Raw genomic sequence first — 13,335 nt, forward strand, 5'->3', positions numbered from 1 at the left:
AAGAATGATTGGTCTAGTCGGACGTAAAGTGGGTATGACCCGCGTATTTACCGAAGAAGGCGTTTCTATCCCAGTAACTGTAGTGGAAGTAGAAAACAACCGTGTATCACAAGTTCGTACTCTTGATACTGATGGTTATTCTGCAATCCAGATTACAGCTGGTGCTAAGAAAGCTAACCGCGTTAATAAAGCCGAAGCTGGTCACTTTGCGAAAGCAGGTGTTGAAGCAGGTCGCGGTCTTTGGGAATTCCGTTTAGAAAACGGTGAAGAGTTTGAAGTTGGCGCTGAGCTAAACGTAGAACTTTTCAATGAAGTAAAAAAAGTAGACGTTACTGGTACTTCTAAAGGTAAAGGCTTCCAAGGCGCTATCAAGCGTTGGAATTTCTCTACTCAAGATATGACTCACGGTAACTCCTTGTCTCACCGCGCACCAGGTTCAATTGGCCAATGTCAAACTCCAGGTCGCGTATTTAAAGGCAAGAAAATGGCTGGTCACATGGGTGCTGAGCGTGTAACGACTCAAAACCTAGAGATCGTACGTGTTGACGCTGAGCGCAATCTGCTTCTTATTAAAGGTGCAGTACCAGGCTCAATCGGCGGCAACGTTATCGTAAAACCAGCTGTTAAAGCATAACGTCTAGGAGTAAGTAATGGAATTGATGGTTAAAGGTGCTGATGCACTAACTGTTTCCGAGACTACTTTCGGACGTGACTTCAACGAAGCTCTTGTACACCAAGTAGTTGTTGCTTATGCAGCAGGTGCTCGTCAAGGTACTCGTGCTCAAAAGACTCGTTCTGAAGTATCTGGCGGTGGCGCTAAGCCATGGCGTCAAAAAGGTACTGGCCGTGCACGTGCTGGTACAATTCGTAGCCCAATCTGGCGATCAGGTGGTGTTACTTTTGCTGCGAAACCACAGGATCACAGCCAAAAAGTAAACAAAAAAATGTATCGCGGTGCTATGAAAAGCATTCTTTCTGAGCTTGTTCGTCAAGAGCGTTTAATCGTTGTTGATAACTTCTCAGTAGAAGCACCAAAAACAAAAGAGCTAGTAGCTAAGCTTAAAGATCTTGAGCTTAACGACGTTCTAATCGTGACTAGTGAAGTAGATGAGAATCTATTCTTAGCTGCTCGTAACCTTTATAAAGTTGATGCACGTGACGTAGCTGGTATTGATCCAGTAAGCCTAATTGCATTCGACAAGGTTCTAATTACTGCTGATGCAGTGAAGCAAGTTGAGGAGATGCTGGCATGATCACTGAAGAGCGTCTACTAAAAGTTCTACGTGCTCCACATATCTCTGAAAAAGCAACTATGGCTGCAGAGAAAGCGAACACTATCGTTTTCAAAGTAGCAAAAGATGCAACTAAAAAAGAGATCAAAGCAGCTGTAGAAAAGCTATTTGAAGTTGAAGTTAAGTCTGTAAATACTCTTGTTCTTAAGGGTAAGACCAAACGTCAAGGTATGCGTGAAGGCCGTCGTTCAGACGTGAAAAAAGCTTACGTTACCTTGAAAGAAGGTCAAGATCTTGACTTCGTTGGCGGTGCGGAATAACAGGAGTAGTTAAGAATGGCTATTGTTAAATGTAAGCCGACTTCCCCTGGTCGTCGTCACGTAGTTAAAGTTGTTAACGCTGACCTGCACAAGGGTAAGCCATACGCTCCACTTCTAGAGAAAAACTCTAAGAATGGTGGTCGTAACAACAACGGTCGTATCACAGTACGTCACATCGGTGGTGGTCACAAACATCACTACCGTCTAGTTGACTTTAAACGTACTAAAGATGGCATCCCAGCGAAAGTTGAGCGTCTAGAATACGATCCAAACCGTAGCGCAAACATTGCTCTAGTTCTGTACGCAGACGGTGAGCGTCGCTACATTATTGCACCAAAAGGCATTTCAGCTGGAGATTCAATCCAGTCTGGTGTTGATGCGCCAATCAAAGCAGGTAACACTCTGCCGATGCGCAACATCCCAGTAGGTTCAACTGTACACTGTGTTGAACTTAAGCCTGGTAAAGGTGCACAAATTGCTCGTTCTGCAGGTGCATACGCACAAATCATCGCTCGCGATGGTGCATATGTAACTCTACGCCTACGTTCAGGTGAAATGCGCAAAGTTCTTTCTGAAGGTCGTGCTACGATCGGTGAAGTTGGTAACTCTGAGCACATGCTACGTGAACTAGGTAAAGCTGGTGCTTCACGCTGGCGCGGCGTACGTCCAACCGTACGTGGTGTTGTAATGAACCCGGTAGATCACCCACACGGTGGTGGTGAAGGTCGTACTTCTGGTGGTCGTCACCCAGTATCACCTTGGGGTCAGCCTACTAAAGGCTTTAAGACTCGTAAGAACAAGCGCACTGACAAGTACATCGTACGTCGTCGTAACAAGTAATCTATAAAGAGGAATCGCCATGCCACGTTCTCTCAAGAAAGGTCCTTTTATTGACCTGCACTTGCTGAAGAAGGTAGAGAAAGCGGTGGAAAGCGGAGACAAAAAGCCTATTAAGACTTGGTCCCGTCGTTCAATGATCATCCCAACAATGATTGGTTTGACCATCGCTGTCCATAATGGTCGTCAGCACGTACCAGTATTCGTAACCGAAGAAATGATCGGTCACAAACTGGGCGAATTTGCGCCAACTCGTACTTATCGCGGCCATGCTGCAGATAAGAAAGCCAAGAAGAAATAAGGAGTAGATAATGGAAGCTTTAGCTAAACATAACTTTGCTCGTATTTCTCCACAGAAAGCTCGCCTTGTTGCGGACCAAATCCGTGGCAAGAATGTTGATCAAGCACTAGAAATCCTAACTTTCAGCAACAAAAAAGCTGCTGTACTAGTTAAGAAAGTTCTTGAATCAGCAATCGCGAACGCTGAGCATAACGAAGGTGCAGATATCGACGATCTAAATGTCGCTAAAATCTTCGTAGATGAAGGTCCTATCATGAAGCGTATTATGCCTCGTGCTAAAGGCCGTGCCGACCGTATCTTGAAGCGTTCTTGCCACATCACAATTGTTGTTGCAGACGCTTAAGACTAGGAGATAAGCAATGGGTCAGAAAGTACATCCTAATGGTATTCGTCTTGGCATCGTCAAGCCTTGGAATGCTACATGGTTTGCTAATACCAAAGATTTCGCTGACAACCTAGACGGCGACTTCAAGGTACGTCAGTTCCTTACTAAGGAACTTTCAAAAGCGTCTCTTTCACGTATCGTTATCGAACGTCCAGCTAAGAGCATTCGTGTGACTATTCACACTGCTCGCCCTGGCGTTGTTATCGGTAAGAAAGGTGAAGACGTTGAGAAGCTACGCACAGCTGTAGCTAAAATCGCAGGTGTACCAGCGCAAATTAACATCGCTGAAGTACGTAAGCCTGAGCTAGATGGTCAATTAGTGGCTGATAGCATCGCGTCTCAGCTAGAGCGTCGTGTTATGTTCCGTCGTGCTATGAAGCGCGCGGTACAAAACGCAATGCGTCTTGGCGCTAAAGGTATCAAAGTAGAAGTAAGCGGCCGTCTTGGCGGTGCTGAAATCGCGCGTACTGAATGGTACCGTGAAGGCCGTGTGCCACTACATACCCTTCGTGCTGACATCGATTACGCAACTTCTTCGGCTCACACCCAATACGGTGTGATCGGCATTAAAGTCTGGATCTTCAAAGGTGAAATCCTAGGCGGTATGCCAGCTGCTAATGCAGTAGAGCCAAAGGCTGACAAGCCTAAGAAGCAGCGTAAAGGCCGTAAGTAAGGAGTCGACAGATGCTACAACCTAAACGTACTAAGTTCCGTAAGGTTCAGACTGGTCGTAACCGTGGCCTAGCTAAAGGTACTGAAGTAAGCTTCGGCGAATTCGGTCTTAAAGCTGTTGGTCGTGGACGTATTACTGCTCGTCAAATCGAAGCGGCACGTCGTGCTATGACACGTCATGTTAAACGTCAAGGTCAAATTTGGATTCGTATCTTCCCAGACAAACCGATTACTGAAAAACCTCTTGAAGTTCGTCAAGGTAAAGGTAAAGGTAACGTTGAGTACTGGGTTGCTCAAATCCAACCTGGCAAGGTTATGTACGAAATGAATGGCGTACCTGAAGAGTTGGCACGTGAAGCGTTCCGCCTAGCGGCACGTAAACTGCCTATCAAAACAACATTTGTAACTAAGCAGGTGATGTAATGAAAGCACAAGAGCTACGTGAAAAGAGCGTTGAAGAACTTAACGCTGAGCTATTGAATTTGCTACGTGAACAGTTCAACTTGCGCATGCAAGCTGCGACTGGTCAACTACAGCAAACACATACTCTTAAAGCTGTACGTCGTGATATCGCACGTGTTAAAACCATATTGACTGAGAAGGCAGGCGCATAATGAGCGACAAAATCCGTACTTCACTTGGTCGTATCGTAAGTGACAAAGGCGATAAGTCTATTGTTGTTGCTATCGAGCGCATGGTTAAACACCCTATTTACGGCAAGTTCGTAAAGCGCACGACTAAGATCCACGCACATGATGAAAACAACGAGTGTAGCCTAGGCGATACCGTTGAAATTCAAGAGTGTCGTCCACTGTCTAAGACTAAATCTTGGACTTTGGTAAAAGTTGTAAAAAAAGCGAAAGTTTAATTTTCGTTAGTTTTTAACAACTTAAAGCGGCTTCCAGGATTTTTTGGGAGCCGCTTATTTTTTGCCTACCCAATTGGGTAAAAGGGTGTTACAATTCGCATCCCTTTAAAGAGGCAGCCCGACCCGAGAGGGTCTAGTTTTTAATATTTAGCGGAGCACTAACAATGATCCAAATGCAAAGTACACTTGACGCTGCAGATAACTCTGGCGCGCGCAAGGTAATGTGTATTAAGGTTCTGGGTGGCTCACACCGTCGTTATGCACATATCGGTGATATCATCAAAGTTACTGTTAAGGAAGCAATTCCTCGCGGTAAAGTAAAAAAAGGTGATGTACTGAAGGCGGTTGTTGTGCGCACTCGTAAAGGCGTACGTCGTCCAGACGGTTCTGTCATTCGCTTCGACCGTAATGCTTGTGTATTGTTGAACGACACTACTGAGCAACCAGTCGGCACTCGTATCTTTGGCCCAGTGACTCGTGAACTTCGTAATGCGAAATTCATGAAGATTGTTTCACTGGCTCCAGAAGTACTATAAGGAGCAGTAAAATGGCAGCTAAAATCCGTCGTGATGACGAAGTAATCGTTCTTGCTGGTAAAGATAAAGGCAAGAAAGGTAAAGTAACTAAGGTTCTGACAACTGGTAAAGTTATCGTTGAAGGTATCAACCTTGTTAAGAAACATCAGAAGCCTGTACCGGCTATGAATGTTCAAGGTGGTATCGTAGAGCAAGAAGCAGCAATTGATGCTTCAAACATTGCAGTCTACAACGCAGCTACAGGTAAAGCAGACCGTATCGGTTTCCGTTTCGAAGATGGCAAGAAGGTTCGCTTCTTCAAGTCTAACGGCGAAACCGTTTCTAACTAAGAATAGAGTAATTTGGAGTGAACTATGGCGAAACTGCATGATTACTACAAGTCGTCTGTAGTCGCTGAACTTACCAAAGAGTTCAGCTACACAAGCGTCATGCAAGTCCCTAGAATCGATAAGATCACCCTTAATATGGGTGTGGGTGAAGCAATCAACGATAAAAAGCTTCTAGAAAACGCAGCTTCTGATATGGCAACGATCTCTGGTCAAAAGCCACTAATCACTAAAGCGCGTAAATCTGTTGCTGGTTTTAAAATCCGCGAAGGCTACCCAATCGGTTGTAAAGTAACCTTGCGTGGCGAACGTATGTGGGATTTCTTGGAGCGTTTGATTAACATCGCTCTACCACGTGTACGTGACTTCCGTGGTGTTAGCGCTAAGTCTTTTGACGGACGCGGTAACTACAGCATGGGCGTTCGCGAGCAAATCATCTTCCCGGAAATCGACTTTGATAAAGTTGATCGCGTTCGTGGTCTTGATATTACTATCACGACTTCTGCGAGCACCGATGAGGAAGGCCGAGCTCTGCTGGCTGCCTTTAACTTCCCATTCCGTAAGTAAGGTGAAGGGTTACTGTTATGGCTAAACAATCTATGAAAGCACGCGAAACTAAACGTGCTAAGCTAGTAGCAAAATTCGCTGAAAAGCGTCGTGCGCTTAAAATCACTATTAGTGATGTTAACGCATCTGAAGAAGAGCGTTGGGATGCAGTTCTAAAACTACAATCTCTACCACGTGATTCAAGTGCATCTCGTCAGCGTAACCGTTGCAACCAAACTGGTCGTCCACACGGTTACCTACGTAAGTTCGGTCTAAGCCGTATTAAGGTTCGTGAAGCTTGCATGAAAGGCGAGATTCCGGGTCTTCGTAAGGCTAGCTGGTAATTGCCACTTAATCATTTGGAGTAAATCGTATGAGCATGCAAGATCCGATTTCGGATATGCTGACCCGCATTCGTAACGGTCAGTCAGCAAATAAAGTTGCTGTAAAAATGCCTTCTTCAAAGCTTAAAGTTGCAATCGCTACTTTGCTAAAAAACGAAGGTTACATCACAGACTTCGCTGTTGAAAGCGGAGCAAAACCAGAGCTAGAAGTTACTCTTAAGTACTTCCAAGCAAAACCAGTAATCGAGCAAATCCAACGTGTTTCTCGTCCAGGTCTGCGTGTCTATAAAAATAAAGACAGCCTTCCTTCAGTGATGGGTGGTTTGGGTATTGCTGTAGTGTCCACTTCCAAAGGTCTTATGTCTGACCGCGCCGCTCGCAAAGCGGGTCTTGGTGGTGAGATCATCTGCTACGTAGCTTAAGGAGTAGAATATGTCTCGTGTTGCTAAAGCACCTGTCGCTATTCCAGCTGGAGTAGAGGTGAAGATTAATGGTCAAGAAGTTACTGTGAAAGGCCCTAAGGGTGAACTTTCTCGCGTTTTCAACAACGCAGTAGTAATTTCTCAGGAAGAGAACAACCTAACTTTCGGTCCACGTGAAGGTGTAGCTGGTGCTTGGGCACAAGCTGGTACTGCGCGTGCACTTGTAAACAACATGGTTGTTGGTGTTACTGAAGGCTTTACTAAGAAACTAGTTCTTAAGGGTGTTGGTTACCGTGCTGCTATCAAAGGCAACGCTGTAAACTTGACTCTAGGTTTCTCTCACCCAGTTGAGCACGAAGTGCCAGCGGGTATTAAAGCCGAATGTCCTAGCCAAACTGAAATTGTTCTAACTGGTGCTGATAAGCAACTAGTTGGTCAAACAGCGGCTAACATTCGTTCTTACCGTGAGCCTGAACCTTATAAAGGTAAAGGTGTTCGTTACGCAGATGAATATGTGCGTACCAAAGAAGCTAAGAAGAAGTAAGGTAACACTATGGATAAGAAAGCATCTCGCATCCGTCGTGCTACACGTGCACGTCGTAAGATTGCTGAACTTCGTGTGAACCGTCTAGTAGTACACCGTACTCCTCGTCATGTGTATGCACAGGTTATTGCACCAAACGGCTCTGAGGTTATCGCAGCTGCTTCTACTGTAGAAAAAGCGATCCGTGAGCAAGTTAAGAACACTGGTAACGTTGACGCTGCTAAAGCTGTAGGTAAAGCTATTGCTGAGCGCGCTATCGAAAAAGGCATTTCAAATGTTGCTTTCGATCGTTCTGGTTTCCAATACCACGGTCGAGTAGCGGCGCTAGCAGATTCTGCTCGCGAAGCTGGTCTGAAATTCTAAGGTAGGGTTGATCGATGGCTAAAGAACAACAACAAGCTTCAGATTTGGCGGAAAAATTAATCGCCGTTAACCGTGTTGCTAAAACGGTTAAAGGTGGTCGAATCTTTAGTTTTACTGCACTAACAGTAGTTGGTGACGGTAACGGTCGCATAGGTTTCGGTTACGGCAAAGCTCGTGAAGTACCTGCAGCGATTCAAAAAGCAATGGAAAAAGCTCGTCGTAACATGGTTACGATCGCGCTTAATGAAGGTACTCTTCACCACGCGGTGAAAGGTCGTCACACTGGCTCTAAAGTATACATGCAGCCAGCTGCGGAAGGTACTGGTATCATCGCCGGCGGTGCGATGCGTGCAGTACTAGAAGTTGTAGGTGTTCGAAACGTACTTGCGAAAGCATACGGTTCAACAAACCCTATCAACGTAGTTCGCGCGACTATTGATGGTTTAAGCGGCATGAAATCTCCAGAGATGATTGCAGCTAAACGTGGTCTAACTGTTGAAAATATTTCGGAGTAAGCACCATGGCAACTATCAAAGTAACTCAAACTAAAAGCTCAATCGGTCGTCTACCTAAGCACAAATTGTGCTTACGTGGTCTAGGCCTTCGTCGCATCAACCATACGGTAGAACTTGAAGACACGCCTGCAATTCGCGGCATGATCAACAAGGTTTACTACATGGTTAAAGTTGAGGAGTAATCAGAATGCGTTTGAATACTCTATCACCGGCTGCTGGTTCTAAGCCTTCTAAGAAGCGCGTAGGCCGTGGTATCGGTTCTGGCCTTGGTAAAACAGGTGGCCGTGGCCACAAAGGTCAAAAGTCACGCTCTGGCGGCAGTGTTCGTCCAGGTTTTGAAGGCGGTCAAATGCCTTTGAAACAGCGTCTACCTAAGTTCGGCTTCACTTCTCGTAAGAGCCTAGTGTCTGCTGAAGTTCGTCTAGCTGAGCTAGCGAAAGTAACTGGTGACGTTGTAGATCTAAACAGCCTTAAAGCTGCTAACGTAATCACTAAGAACATCGAATTTGTAAAAGTTGTTCTTTCTGGTGAAATTAACAAAGCTGTGACTGTTAAAGGTCTTCGCGTAACTAAAGGCGCTAAAGCTGCTATTGAAGCTGCCGGCGGTAAAATCGAAGAATAATCTTCGAGGGAAAGGTACAGATGGCTAAAAAACCAGGACAAGATTTTAGTAGTGCAAAAAGTGGCGTATCGGAATTGAAAACACGCCTGTTATTCGTAATAGGTGCCTTGTTGGTGTTTCGTGCGGGTTCTTTTGTGCCGATCCCTGGTATTGACGCGGCTGTACTTGCCCAACTGTTAGACCAGCAACAAGGTACCATCGTTGAAATGTTCAACATGTTCTCCGGTGGTGCACTTTCGCGTGCATCTATCTTGGCCCTTGGTATCATGCCGTATATTTCGGCATCGATTGTGGTCCAATTGCTAACTGTTGTTCACCCTGCTTTAGCTGAGCTAAAGAAAGAGGGTGAGGCTGGCCGTCGTAAGATAAGTCAGTACACACGTTACGGCACGCTCGTACTTGCAACATTCCAAGCTATAGGTATAGCAACAGGCTTACCGAATATGGTCGACAATCTGGTTGTTATCAACCAAACCATGTTCACCCTGATTGCAACCGTAAGTTTAGTAACCGGCACCATGTTCTTAATGTGGTTAGGTGAACAAATTACAGAGCGCGGAATTGGTAACGGTATATCGTTAATCATCTTTGCAGGTATTGTTGCAGGATTGCCTAAAGCAATCGGGTCTACAATTGAGCAGGCGCGTCAAGGTGAATTGCACGTGCTTCTTCTACTGTTAATCGCAGTAATTGCATTTGCTGTTATCTACTTTGTTGTATTCATGGAACGTGGTCAGCGTCGTATCGTCGTTAACTACGCCAAGCGTCAACAAGGTCGTAAGGTATATGCAGCGCAGAGTTCACACCTACCATTGAAAATAAACATGGCTGGTGTAATCCCTGCAATTTTCGCATCAAGTATTATTTTGTTCCCAGGAACATTAGCACAGTGGTTCGGTCAGAACGGCGAAAGTGCGACATTCGGTTGGTTAACTGATGTGTCACTAGCATTAAGCCCAGGTCAGCCGCTATATGTTATGCTTTATGCGTCAGCGATTATCTTTTTCTGTTTCTTCTACACGGCGTTGGTATTCAACCCGCGTGAGACAGCAGATAACTTGAAGAAGTCTGGTGCTTTCGTACCCGGCATCCGCCCAGGAGAGCAGACAGCTAGATACATTGATAAAGTAATGACTAGACTAACCCTTGCAGGTGCTCTATATATTACCTTTATCTGTCTGATTCCCGAGTTCATGATGGTCATGTGGAACGTACGTTTCTACTTTGGCGGTACATCACTACTAATCGTAGTTGTTGTAATCATGGATTTCATGGCACAGGTACAGACTCATCTGATGTCACAACAGTATGATTCTGTGTTGAAGAAAGCAAATCTGAAGGGTTATGGCCGTTAATTCGGTTGTAGTTCCAGATTTCATTTACGGAGTTTAGCAATGAAAGTTCGTGCTTCCGTTAAAAAAATCTGCCGTAACTGTAAGATCATCAAGCGCAACGGTGTTGTGCGTGTGATCTGCAGTGAGCCAAAGCATAAACAACGCCAAGGCTAATTAGCAGAAGTTTTTACTTGAAAAATTGGGTAGGTTCGAGTATATTCCTCGGCCTACCTTTTGCGTGCAAAAGAAGTAGTATGCCGCAGCGTATCCTAGACGGGCTCTGCTGCGGATAATTCTTTACATAAGTACTAGGAGTGAATAGTGGCCCGTATAGCAGGCATTAACATTCCTGATCATAAGCATGCTGTGATTGCATTAACTGCAATCTTCGGCATCGGTAAGACTCGTTCTCAAGCTATTTTAGCTGAAGTGGGTATTGCTGAAAATGTTAAGATCAGTGAACTAACTGAAGATCAGATCAATCAACTGCGTGATGGTGTAGCTAAATACACTGTAGAAGGTGATCTACGCCGTGAAGTATCAATGAACATCAAGCGTCTTATGGACCTTGGCTGTTACCGTGGTCTTCGTCATCGTCGCAGTCTACCACTACGTGGACAGCGTACTAAAACCAACGCTCGCACCCGTAAGGGTCCGCGTAAGCCGATCAAGAAATAGTCGGAAGGGTAGAGTACAATGGCAAAACAACCAACTCGCGCACGTAAACGCGTTCGCAAGCAAGTAGCTGATGGCGTAGCGCACATTCATGCTTCTTTCAACAACACAATCGTGACCATTACTGACCGTCAAGGTAACGCACTAGCTTGGGCTACTGCAGGTGGTTCAGGTTTCCGTGGTTCTCGTAAGTCAACTCCGTTCGCAGCTCAGGTTGCAGCAGAGCGCGCTGGCGAAATGGCTAAAGAATATGGCCTAAAGAACTTGGAAGTTATGGTTAAGGGCCCAGGTCCAGGTCGTGAGTCAACTATCCGTGCACTAAACGCTGCTGGATACCGCATCACTAACATCGTTGATGCAACTCCGATCCCTCATAACGGTTGTCGTCCACCTAAGAAACGTCGCGTTTAAGTTTCGTTTTTAGGAATATTGGAGAAAGAACATGGCTAGATATTTGGGTCCTAAGCTGAAGCTTAGCCGTCGTGAAGGTACTGACTTATTCCTTAAGTCTGGTGTCCGCGCGATCGATACCAAGTGTAAAATTGATAACGCACCAGGTGTACACGGCGCTCGTCGCGGTCGTCTATCTGAATATGGCGTTCAGCTTCGTGAGAAGCAAAAAGTTCGTCGTATCTACGGCGTTTTAGAAAAACAATTCCGTAACTACTACAAAGAAGCTGCACGCCTTAAAGGCAACACAGGTGAAAACCTGCTTCAGCTTCTAGAAGGTCGTTTAGATAACGTAGTTTACCGCATGGGCTTTGGCGCAACTCGCGCAGAAGCACGTCAACTAGTTAGCCACAAAGCTATCCTAGTTAACGGTAAAGTTGTTAACGTTCCTTCATTCAAAGTAGCGGCAAATGACGTTGTTTCAATTCGTGAGAAAGCTAAAACGCAATCTCGCATTAAGGCTGCTCTAGAAGTTGCTGAACAACGTGAAAAGTCAATTTGGATTGAAGTAGATGGCAGCAAAATGGAAGGCACATTCAAACGTTTACCAGAACGTTCTGATCTGTCTGCTGACATCAACGAACACCTGATCGTCGAACTTTACTCTAAGTAAGGTTTAAACTAAAGAGAGGACACAATGCAGGGTTCTGTAACAGAATTTCTTAAGCCACGTCTTGTTGATATCGAACAGATCAATACGACACACGCAAAAGTAACTCTTGAGCCATTAGAGCGTGGTTTTGGCCATACTCTTGGTAATGCACTTCGCCGTATTCTTTTATCTTCTATGCCGGGTTGTGCCGTAACAGAAGTTGAGATTGAAGGTGTGCTACACGAATACAGCACTAAAGAAGGCGTTCAAGAAGACATTCTTGAAATCCTACTGAACCTTAAAGGTTTGGCTGTACGCGTAGCGGAAGGCAAAGATGACGTGTTTATTACACTGAACAAATCAGGCTCAGGCCCTGTGGTTGCAGGTGACATCACCCACGATGGTGATGTAGAGATCGCTAACCCAGAGCACGTTATTTGTCATCTAACCGATGACAACGCTGATATCGCTATGCGTATCAAAGTTGAACGTGGTCGTGGTTATGTTCCAGCTTCATCTCGCATCCATACTGAAGAAGATGAGCGCCCAATCGGTCGTCTACTTGTTGACGCAACTTACAGCCCAGTAGACAAAATTGCCTACGCTGTAGAAGCGGCACGTGTAGAACAACGTACTGACTTGGATAAGCTTGTTATCGATATGGAAACGAATGGCACTCTTGAGCCAGAAGAGGCAATCCGTCGTGCAGCAACTATACTTGCTGAACAATTGGATGCTTTCGTAGATCTTCGTGATGTACGTGTTCAAGAACCAATCGAAGAGAAGCCGGAGTTCGATCCTATCCTACTTCGTCCTGTAGACGATCTTGAGCTAACAGTTCGCTCTGCAAACTGTCTAAAAGCAGAAGCGATTCACTACATCGGTGATCTTGTTCAGCGTACTGAAGTAGAGCTTCTTAAAACCCCTAACCTTGGTAAGAAATCACTTACTGAGATTAAGGACGTGCTTGCTTCTCGCGGCTTGTCTCTAGGCATGCGCCTAGAAAACTGGCCACCAGCGTCAATCGCTGAAGATTAACCGATATTAGTTAGAAGGATTAGGTCATGCGCCATCGTAAGAGTGGTCGTCAACTCAACCGCAACAGCTCACATCGCAAAGCGATGTTCAGCAATATGGCTAGCTCTCTTGTACGTCATGAAGTTATCAAGACTACATTGCCAAAAGCAAAAGAGCTACGTCGCGTAGTTGAGCCTTTGATTACATTAGCTAAGACTGACAGTGTTGCTAACCGTCGTCTTGCATTTGCTCGCACTCGTGATAACGAAGTTGTGGCAAAACTATTTAACGAACTAGGTCCACGTTTTGCTGCCCGTCAAGGCGGTTACACTCGTATCCTAAAAGCTGGTTTCCGTACTGGCGATAAAGCACCAATGGCATTCATTGAGCTTGTAGATCGTCCAGTTGCTGAAGAAGCTGCTGAGTAATAGTTC

The 13,335-nt window shown here is 45.4% G+C and carries 27 protein-coding genes; all 27 read left to right on the forward strand.

The genetic code is table 11. The annotated features are described in order from the left end of the window. The first annotated feature begins 4 nt into the window (after positions 1-4). Positions 5-634 (forward strand): 50S ribosomal protein L3, encoded by a 630-nt coding sequence (gene rplC, locus QV280_RS01085; RefSeq protein ID WP_023402466.1) that lies wholly within the window; start codon positions 5-7, stop codon positions 632-634. Positions 635-650: 16 nt separating this feature from the next. Continuing rightward, positions 651-1,253, forward strand: a complete 603-nt coding sequence (rplD, locus tag QV280_RS01090) for a 50S ribosomal protein L4 (RefSeq protein ID WP_023402467.1) — start codon at positions 651-653, stop codon at positions 1,251-1,253. Then, complete coding sequence (gene rplW, locus QV280_RS01095; RefSeq protein WP_017029101.1) at positions 1,250-1,552, forward strand: 50S ribosomal protein L23; 303 nt, start codon at positions 1,250-1,252, stop codon at positions 1,550-1,552. The genes rplD and rplW overlap by 4 nt, the downstream gene beginning before the upstream one ends. 15 nt (positions 1,553-1,567) lie before the next feature. Further along, entirely contained in the window at positions 1,568-2,392 is an 825-nt protein-coding gene (rplB, locus tag QV280_RS01100) for a 50S ribosomal protein L2 (RefSeq protein ID WP_023402468.1), read from the forward strand. A gap of 19 nt (positions 2,393-2,411) precedes the next feature. Beyond that, complete coding sequence (gene rpsS, locus QV280_RS01105; protein ID WP_004736729.1) at positions 2,412-2,690, forward strand: 30S ribosomal protein S19; 279 nt, start codon at positions 2,412-2,414, stop codon at positions 2,688-2,690. A gap of 10 nt (positions 2,691-2,700) precedes the next feature. Further along, on the forward strand, positions 2,701-3,033 hold the full coding sequence (rplV, locus tag QV280_RS01110) for a 50S ribosomal protein L22 (protein WP_021712519.1): 333 nt from the start codon (positions 2,701-2,703) through the stop codon (positions 3,031-3,033). A 16-nt stretch (positions 3,034-3,049) separates the two neighbouring features. Beyond that, the gene (gene rpsC / locus QV280_RS01115; protein ID WP_023402469.1) at positions 3,050-3,748 is read left to right on the forward strand and encodes a 30S ribosomal protein S3; all 699 of its coding nucleotides are present in this window, start codon (positions 3,050-3,052) and stop codon (positions 3,746-3,748) included. A gap of 11 nt (positions 3,749-3,759) precedes the next feature. After that, positions 3,760-4,170 (forward strand): 50S ribosomal protein L16, encoded by a 411-nt coding sequence (gene rplP / locus QV280_RS01120; RefSeq protein WP_017029096.1) that lies wholly within the window; start codon positions 3,760-3,762, stop codon positions 4,168-4,170. Then, positions 4,170-4,361, forward strand: coding sequence for a 50S ribosomal protein L29 (gene rpmC, locus QV280_RS01125; protein ID WP_021712518.1), 192 nt, complete (start codon positions 4,170-4,172; stop codon positions 4,359-4,361). The genes rplP and rpmC overlap by 1 nt, the downstream gene beginning before the upstream one ends. After that, positions 4,361-4,615, forward strand: coding sequence for a 30S ribosomal protein S17 (gene rpsQ, locus QV280_RS01130; RefSeq protein ID WP_023402470.1), 255 nt, complete (start codon positions 4,361-4,363; stop codon positions 4,613-4,615). Before rpmC ends, rpsQ begins: the two co-directional genes overlap by 1 nt. Positions 4,616-4,779: 164 nt before the next feature. After that, positions 4,780-5,151, forward strand: coding sequence for a 50S ribosomal protein L14 (rplN, locus tag QV280_RS01135; protein WP_006075569.1), 372 nt, complete (start codon positions 4,780-4,782; stop codon positions 5,149-5,151). Between the two features lie 11 nt (positions 5,152-5,162). After that, positions 5,163-5,480, forward strand: coding sequence for a 50S ribosomal protein L24 (gene rplX, locus QV280_RS01140; protein ID WP_023402471.1), 318 nt, complete (start codon positions 5,163-5,165; stop codon positions 5,478-5,480). A gap of 24 nt (positions 5,481-5,504) precedes the next feature. Beyond that, positions 5,505-6,044, forward strand: a complete 540-nt coding sequence (rplE, locus tag QV280_RS01145) for a 50S ribosomal protein L5 (protein WP_023402472.1) — start codon at positions 5,505-5,507, stop codon at positions 6,042-6,044. Positions 6,045-6,061: 17 nt separating this feature from the next. Then, entirely contained in the window at positions 6,062-6,367 is a 306-nt protein-coding gene (gene rpsN / locus QV280_RS01150; RefSeq protein WP_017029090.1) for a 30S ribosomal protein S14, read from the forward strand. A gap of 29 nt (positions 6,368-6,396) precedes the next feature. After that, on the forward strand, positions 6,397-6,789 hold the full coding sequence (gene rpsH, locus QV280_RS01155; RefSeq protein WP_021712514.1) for a 30S ribosomal protein S8: 393 nt from the start codon (positions 6,397-6,399) through the stop codon (positions 6,787-6,789). A gap of 10 nt (positions 6,790-6,799) precedes the next feature. Further along, a complete protein-coding gene (gene rplF / locus QV280_RS01160; RefSeq protein WP_023402473.1) occupies positions 6,800-7,333 on the forward strand; it encodes a 50S ribosomal protein L6 in 534 nt (177 codons plus the stop codon). Positions 7,334-7,342: 9 nt separating this feature from the next. Beyond that, entirely contained in the window at positions 7,343-7,696 is a 354-nt protein-coding gene (rplR, locus tag QV280_RS01165; protein WP_021712512.1) for a 50S ribosomal protein L18, read from the forward strand. A 14-nt stretch (positions 7,697-7,710) separates the two neighbouring features. Further along, positions 7,711-8,211, forward strand: a complete 501-nt coding sequence (rpsE, locus tag QV280_RS01170; protein WP_021712511.1) for a 30S ribosomal protein S5 — start codon at positions 7,711-7,713, stop codon at positions 8,209-8,211. A 5-nt stretch (positions 8,212-8,216) separates the two neighbouring features. Continuing rightward, positions 8,217-8,393, forward strand: a complete 177-nt coding sequence (gene rpmD, locus QV280_RS01175) for a 50S ribosomal protein L30 (RefSeq protein WP_021712510.1) — start codon at positions 8,217-8,219, stop codon at positions 8,391-8,393. 5 nt (positions 8,394-8,398) lie between these two features. Then, complete coding sequence (rplO, locus tag QV280_RS01180; protein WP_021712509.1) at positions 8,399-8,833, forward strand: 50S ribosomal protein L15; 435 nt, start codon at positions 8,399-8,401, stop codon at positions 8,831-8,833. Positions 8,834-8,853: 20 nt separating this feature from the next. Continuing rightward, positions 8,854-10,188, forward strand: a complete 1,335-nt coding sequence (gene secY / locus QV280_RS01185) for a preprotein translocase subunit SecY (RefSeq protein WP_023402474.1) — start codon at positions 8,854-8,856, stop codon at positions 10,186-10,188. A gap of 39 nt (positions 10,189-10,227) precedes the next feature. Beyond that, complete coding sequence (rpmJ, locus tag QV280_RS01190; protein WP_039969906.1) at positions 10,228-10,341, forward strand: 50S ribosomal protein L36; 114 nt, start codon at positions 10,228-10,230, stop codon at positions 10,339-10,341. Between the two features lie 147 nt (positions 10,342-10,488). Continuing rightward, positions 10,489-10,845, forward strand: a complete 357-nt coding sequence (rpsM, locus tag QV280_RS01195) for a 30S ribosomal protein S13 (RefSeq protein ID WP_021712507.1) — start codon at positions 10,489-10,491, stop codon at positions 10,843-10,845. Between the two features lie 18 nt (positions 10,846-10,863). Next, positions 10,864-11,253, forward strand: coding sequence for a 30S ribosomal protein S11 (gene rpsK / locus QV280_RS01200; RefSeq protein WP_004398450.1), 390 nt, complete (start codon positions 10,864-10,866; stop codon positions 11,251-11,253). A 31-nt stretch (positions 11,254-11,284) separates the two neighbouring features. Next, positions 11,285-11,905 carry a 30S ribosomal protein S4 gene (gene rpsD / locus QV280_RS01205; protein WP_021712506.1) on the forward strand — a complete coding sequence of 207 codons (621 nt, stop codon included), beginning with the start codon at positions 11,285-11,287 and terminating at the stop codon, positions 11,903-11,905. Between the two features lie 24 nt (positions 11,906-11,929). After that, the gene (locus tag QV280_RS01210; protein ID WP_152821487.1) at positions 11,930-12,922 is read left to right on the forward strand and encodes a DNA-directed RNA polymerase subunit alpha; all 993 of its coding nucleotides are present in this window, start codon (positions 11,930-11,932) and stop codon (positions 12,920-12,922) included. A 26-nt stretch (positions 12,923-12,948) separates the two neighbouring features. Then, on the forward strand, positions 12,949-13,329 hold the full coding sequence (gene rplQ / locus QV280_RS01215; RefSeq protein ID WP_021712504.1) for a 50S ribosomal protein L17: 381 nt from the start codon (positions 12,949-12,951) through the stop codon (positions 13,327-13,329). Positions 13,330-13,335 lie beyond the last annotated feature (6 nt).

The organism is Vibrio sp. B1Z05, from assembly GCF_052955985.1.

What these genes read in the sequence shown, in the direction of transcription:
- rplC (WP_023402466.1), top strand. Translation starts at nt 5, where the DNA reads ATGATTGGTCTAGTCGGACGTAAAGTGGGTATGACCCGCGTATTTACC.
- rplD (WP_023402467.1), top strand. Translation starts at nt 651, where the DNA reads ATGGAATTGATGGTTAAAGGTGCTGATGCACTAACTGTTTCCGAGACT.
- rplW (WP_017029101.1), top strand. Translation starts at nt 1,250, where the DNA reads ATGATCACTGAAGAGCGTCTACTAAAAGTTCTACGTGCTCCACATATC.
- rplB (WP_023402468.1), top strand. Translation starts at nt 1,568, where the DNA reads ATGGCTATTGTTAAATGTAAGCCGACTTCCCCTGGTCGTCGTCACGTA.
- rpsS (WP_004736729.1), top strand. Translation starts at nt 2,412, where the DNA reads ATGCCACGTTCTCTCAAGAAAGGTCCTTTTATTGACCTGCACTTGCTG.
- rplV (WP_021712519.1), top strand. Translation starts at nt 2,701, where the DNA reads ATGGAAGCTTTAGCTAAACATAACTTTGCTCGTATTTCTCCACAGAAA.
- rpsC (WP_023402469.1), top strand. Translation starts at nt 3,050, where the DNA reads ATGGGTCAGAAAGTACATCCTAATGGTATTCGTCTTGGCATCGTCAAG.
- rplP (WP_017029096.1), top strand. Translation starts at nt 3,760, where the DNA reads ATGCTACAACCTAAACGTACTAAGTTCCGTAAGGTTCAGACTGGTCGT.
- rpmC (WP_021712518.1), top strand. Translation starts at nt 4,170, where the DNA reads ATGAAAGCACAAGAGCTACGTGAAAAGAGCGTTGAAGAACTTAACGCT.
- rpsQ (WP_023402470.1), top strand. Translation starts at nt 4,361, where the DNA reads ATGAGCGACAAAATCCGTACTTCACTTGGTCGTATCGTAAGTGACAAA.
- rplN (WP_006075569.1), top strand. Translation starts at nt 4,780, where the DNA reads ATGATCCAAATGCAAAGTACACTTGACGCTGCAGATAACTCTGGCGCG.
- rplX (WP_023402471.1), top strand. Translation starts at nt 5,163, where the DNA reads ATGGCAGCTAAAATCCGTCGTGATGACGAAGTAATCGTTCTTGCTGGT.
- rplE (WP_023402472.1), top strand. Translation starts at nt 5,505, where the DNA reads ATGGCGAAACTGCATGATTACTACAAGTCGTCTGTAGTCGCTGAACTT.
- rpsN (WP_017029090.1), top strand. Translation starts at nt 6,062, where the DNA reads ATGGCTAAACAATCTATGAAAGCACGCGAAACTAAACGTGCTAAGCTA.
- rpsH (WP_021712514.1), top strand. Translation starts at nt 6,397, where the DNA reads ATGAGCATGCAAGATCCGATTTCGGATATGCTGACCCGCATTCGTAAC.
- rplF (WP_023402473.1), top strand. Translation starts at nt 6,800, where the DNA reads ATGTCTCGTGTTGCTAAAGCACCTGTCGCTATTCCAGCTGGAGTAGAG.
- rplR (WP_021712512.1), top strand. Translation starts at nt 7,343, where the DNA reads ATGGATAAGAAAGCATCTCGCATCCGTCGTGCTACACGTGCACGTCGT.
- rpsE (WP_021712511.1), top strand. Translation starts at nt 7,711, where the DNA reads ATGGCTAAAGAACAACAACAAGCTTCAGATTTGGCGGAAAAATTAATC.
- rpmD (WP_021712510.1), top strand. Translation starts at nt 8,217, where the DNA reads ATGGCAACTATCAAAGTAACTCAAACTAAAAGCTCAATCGGTCGTCTA.
- rplO (WP_021712509.1), top strand. Translation starts at nt 8,399, where the DNA reads ATGCGTTTGAATACTCTATCACCGGCTGCTGGTTCTAAGCCTTCTAAG.
- secY (WP_023402474.1), top strand. Translation starts at nt 8,854, where the DNA reads ATGGCTAAAAAACCAGGACAAGATTTTAGTAGTGCAAAAAGTGGCGTA.
- rpmJ (WP_039969906.1), top strand. Translation starts at nt 10,228, where the DNA reads ATGAAAGTTCGTGCTTCCGTTAAAAAAATCTGCCGTAACTGTAAGATC.
- rpsK (WP_004398450.1), top strand. Translation starts at nt 10,864, where the DNA reads ATGGCAAAACAACCAACTCGCGCACGTAAACGCGTTCGCAAGCAAGTA.
- rpsD (WP_021712506.1), top strand. Translation starts at nt 11,285, where the DNA reads ATGGCTAGATATTTGGGTCCTAAGCTGAAGCTTAGCCGTCGTGAAGGT.
- QV280_RS01210 (WP_152821487.1), top strand. Translation starts at nt 11,930, where the DNA reads ATGCAGGGTTCTGTAACAGAATTTCTTAAGCCACGTCTTGTTGATATC.
- rplQ (WP_021712504.1), top strand. Translation starts at nt 12,949, where the DNA reads ATGCGCCATCGTAAGAGTGGTCGTCAACTCAACCGCAACAGCTCACAT.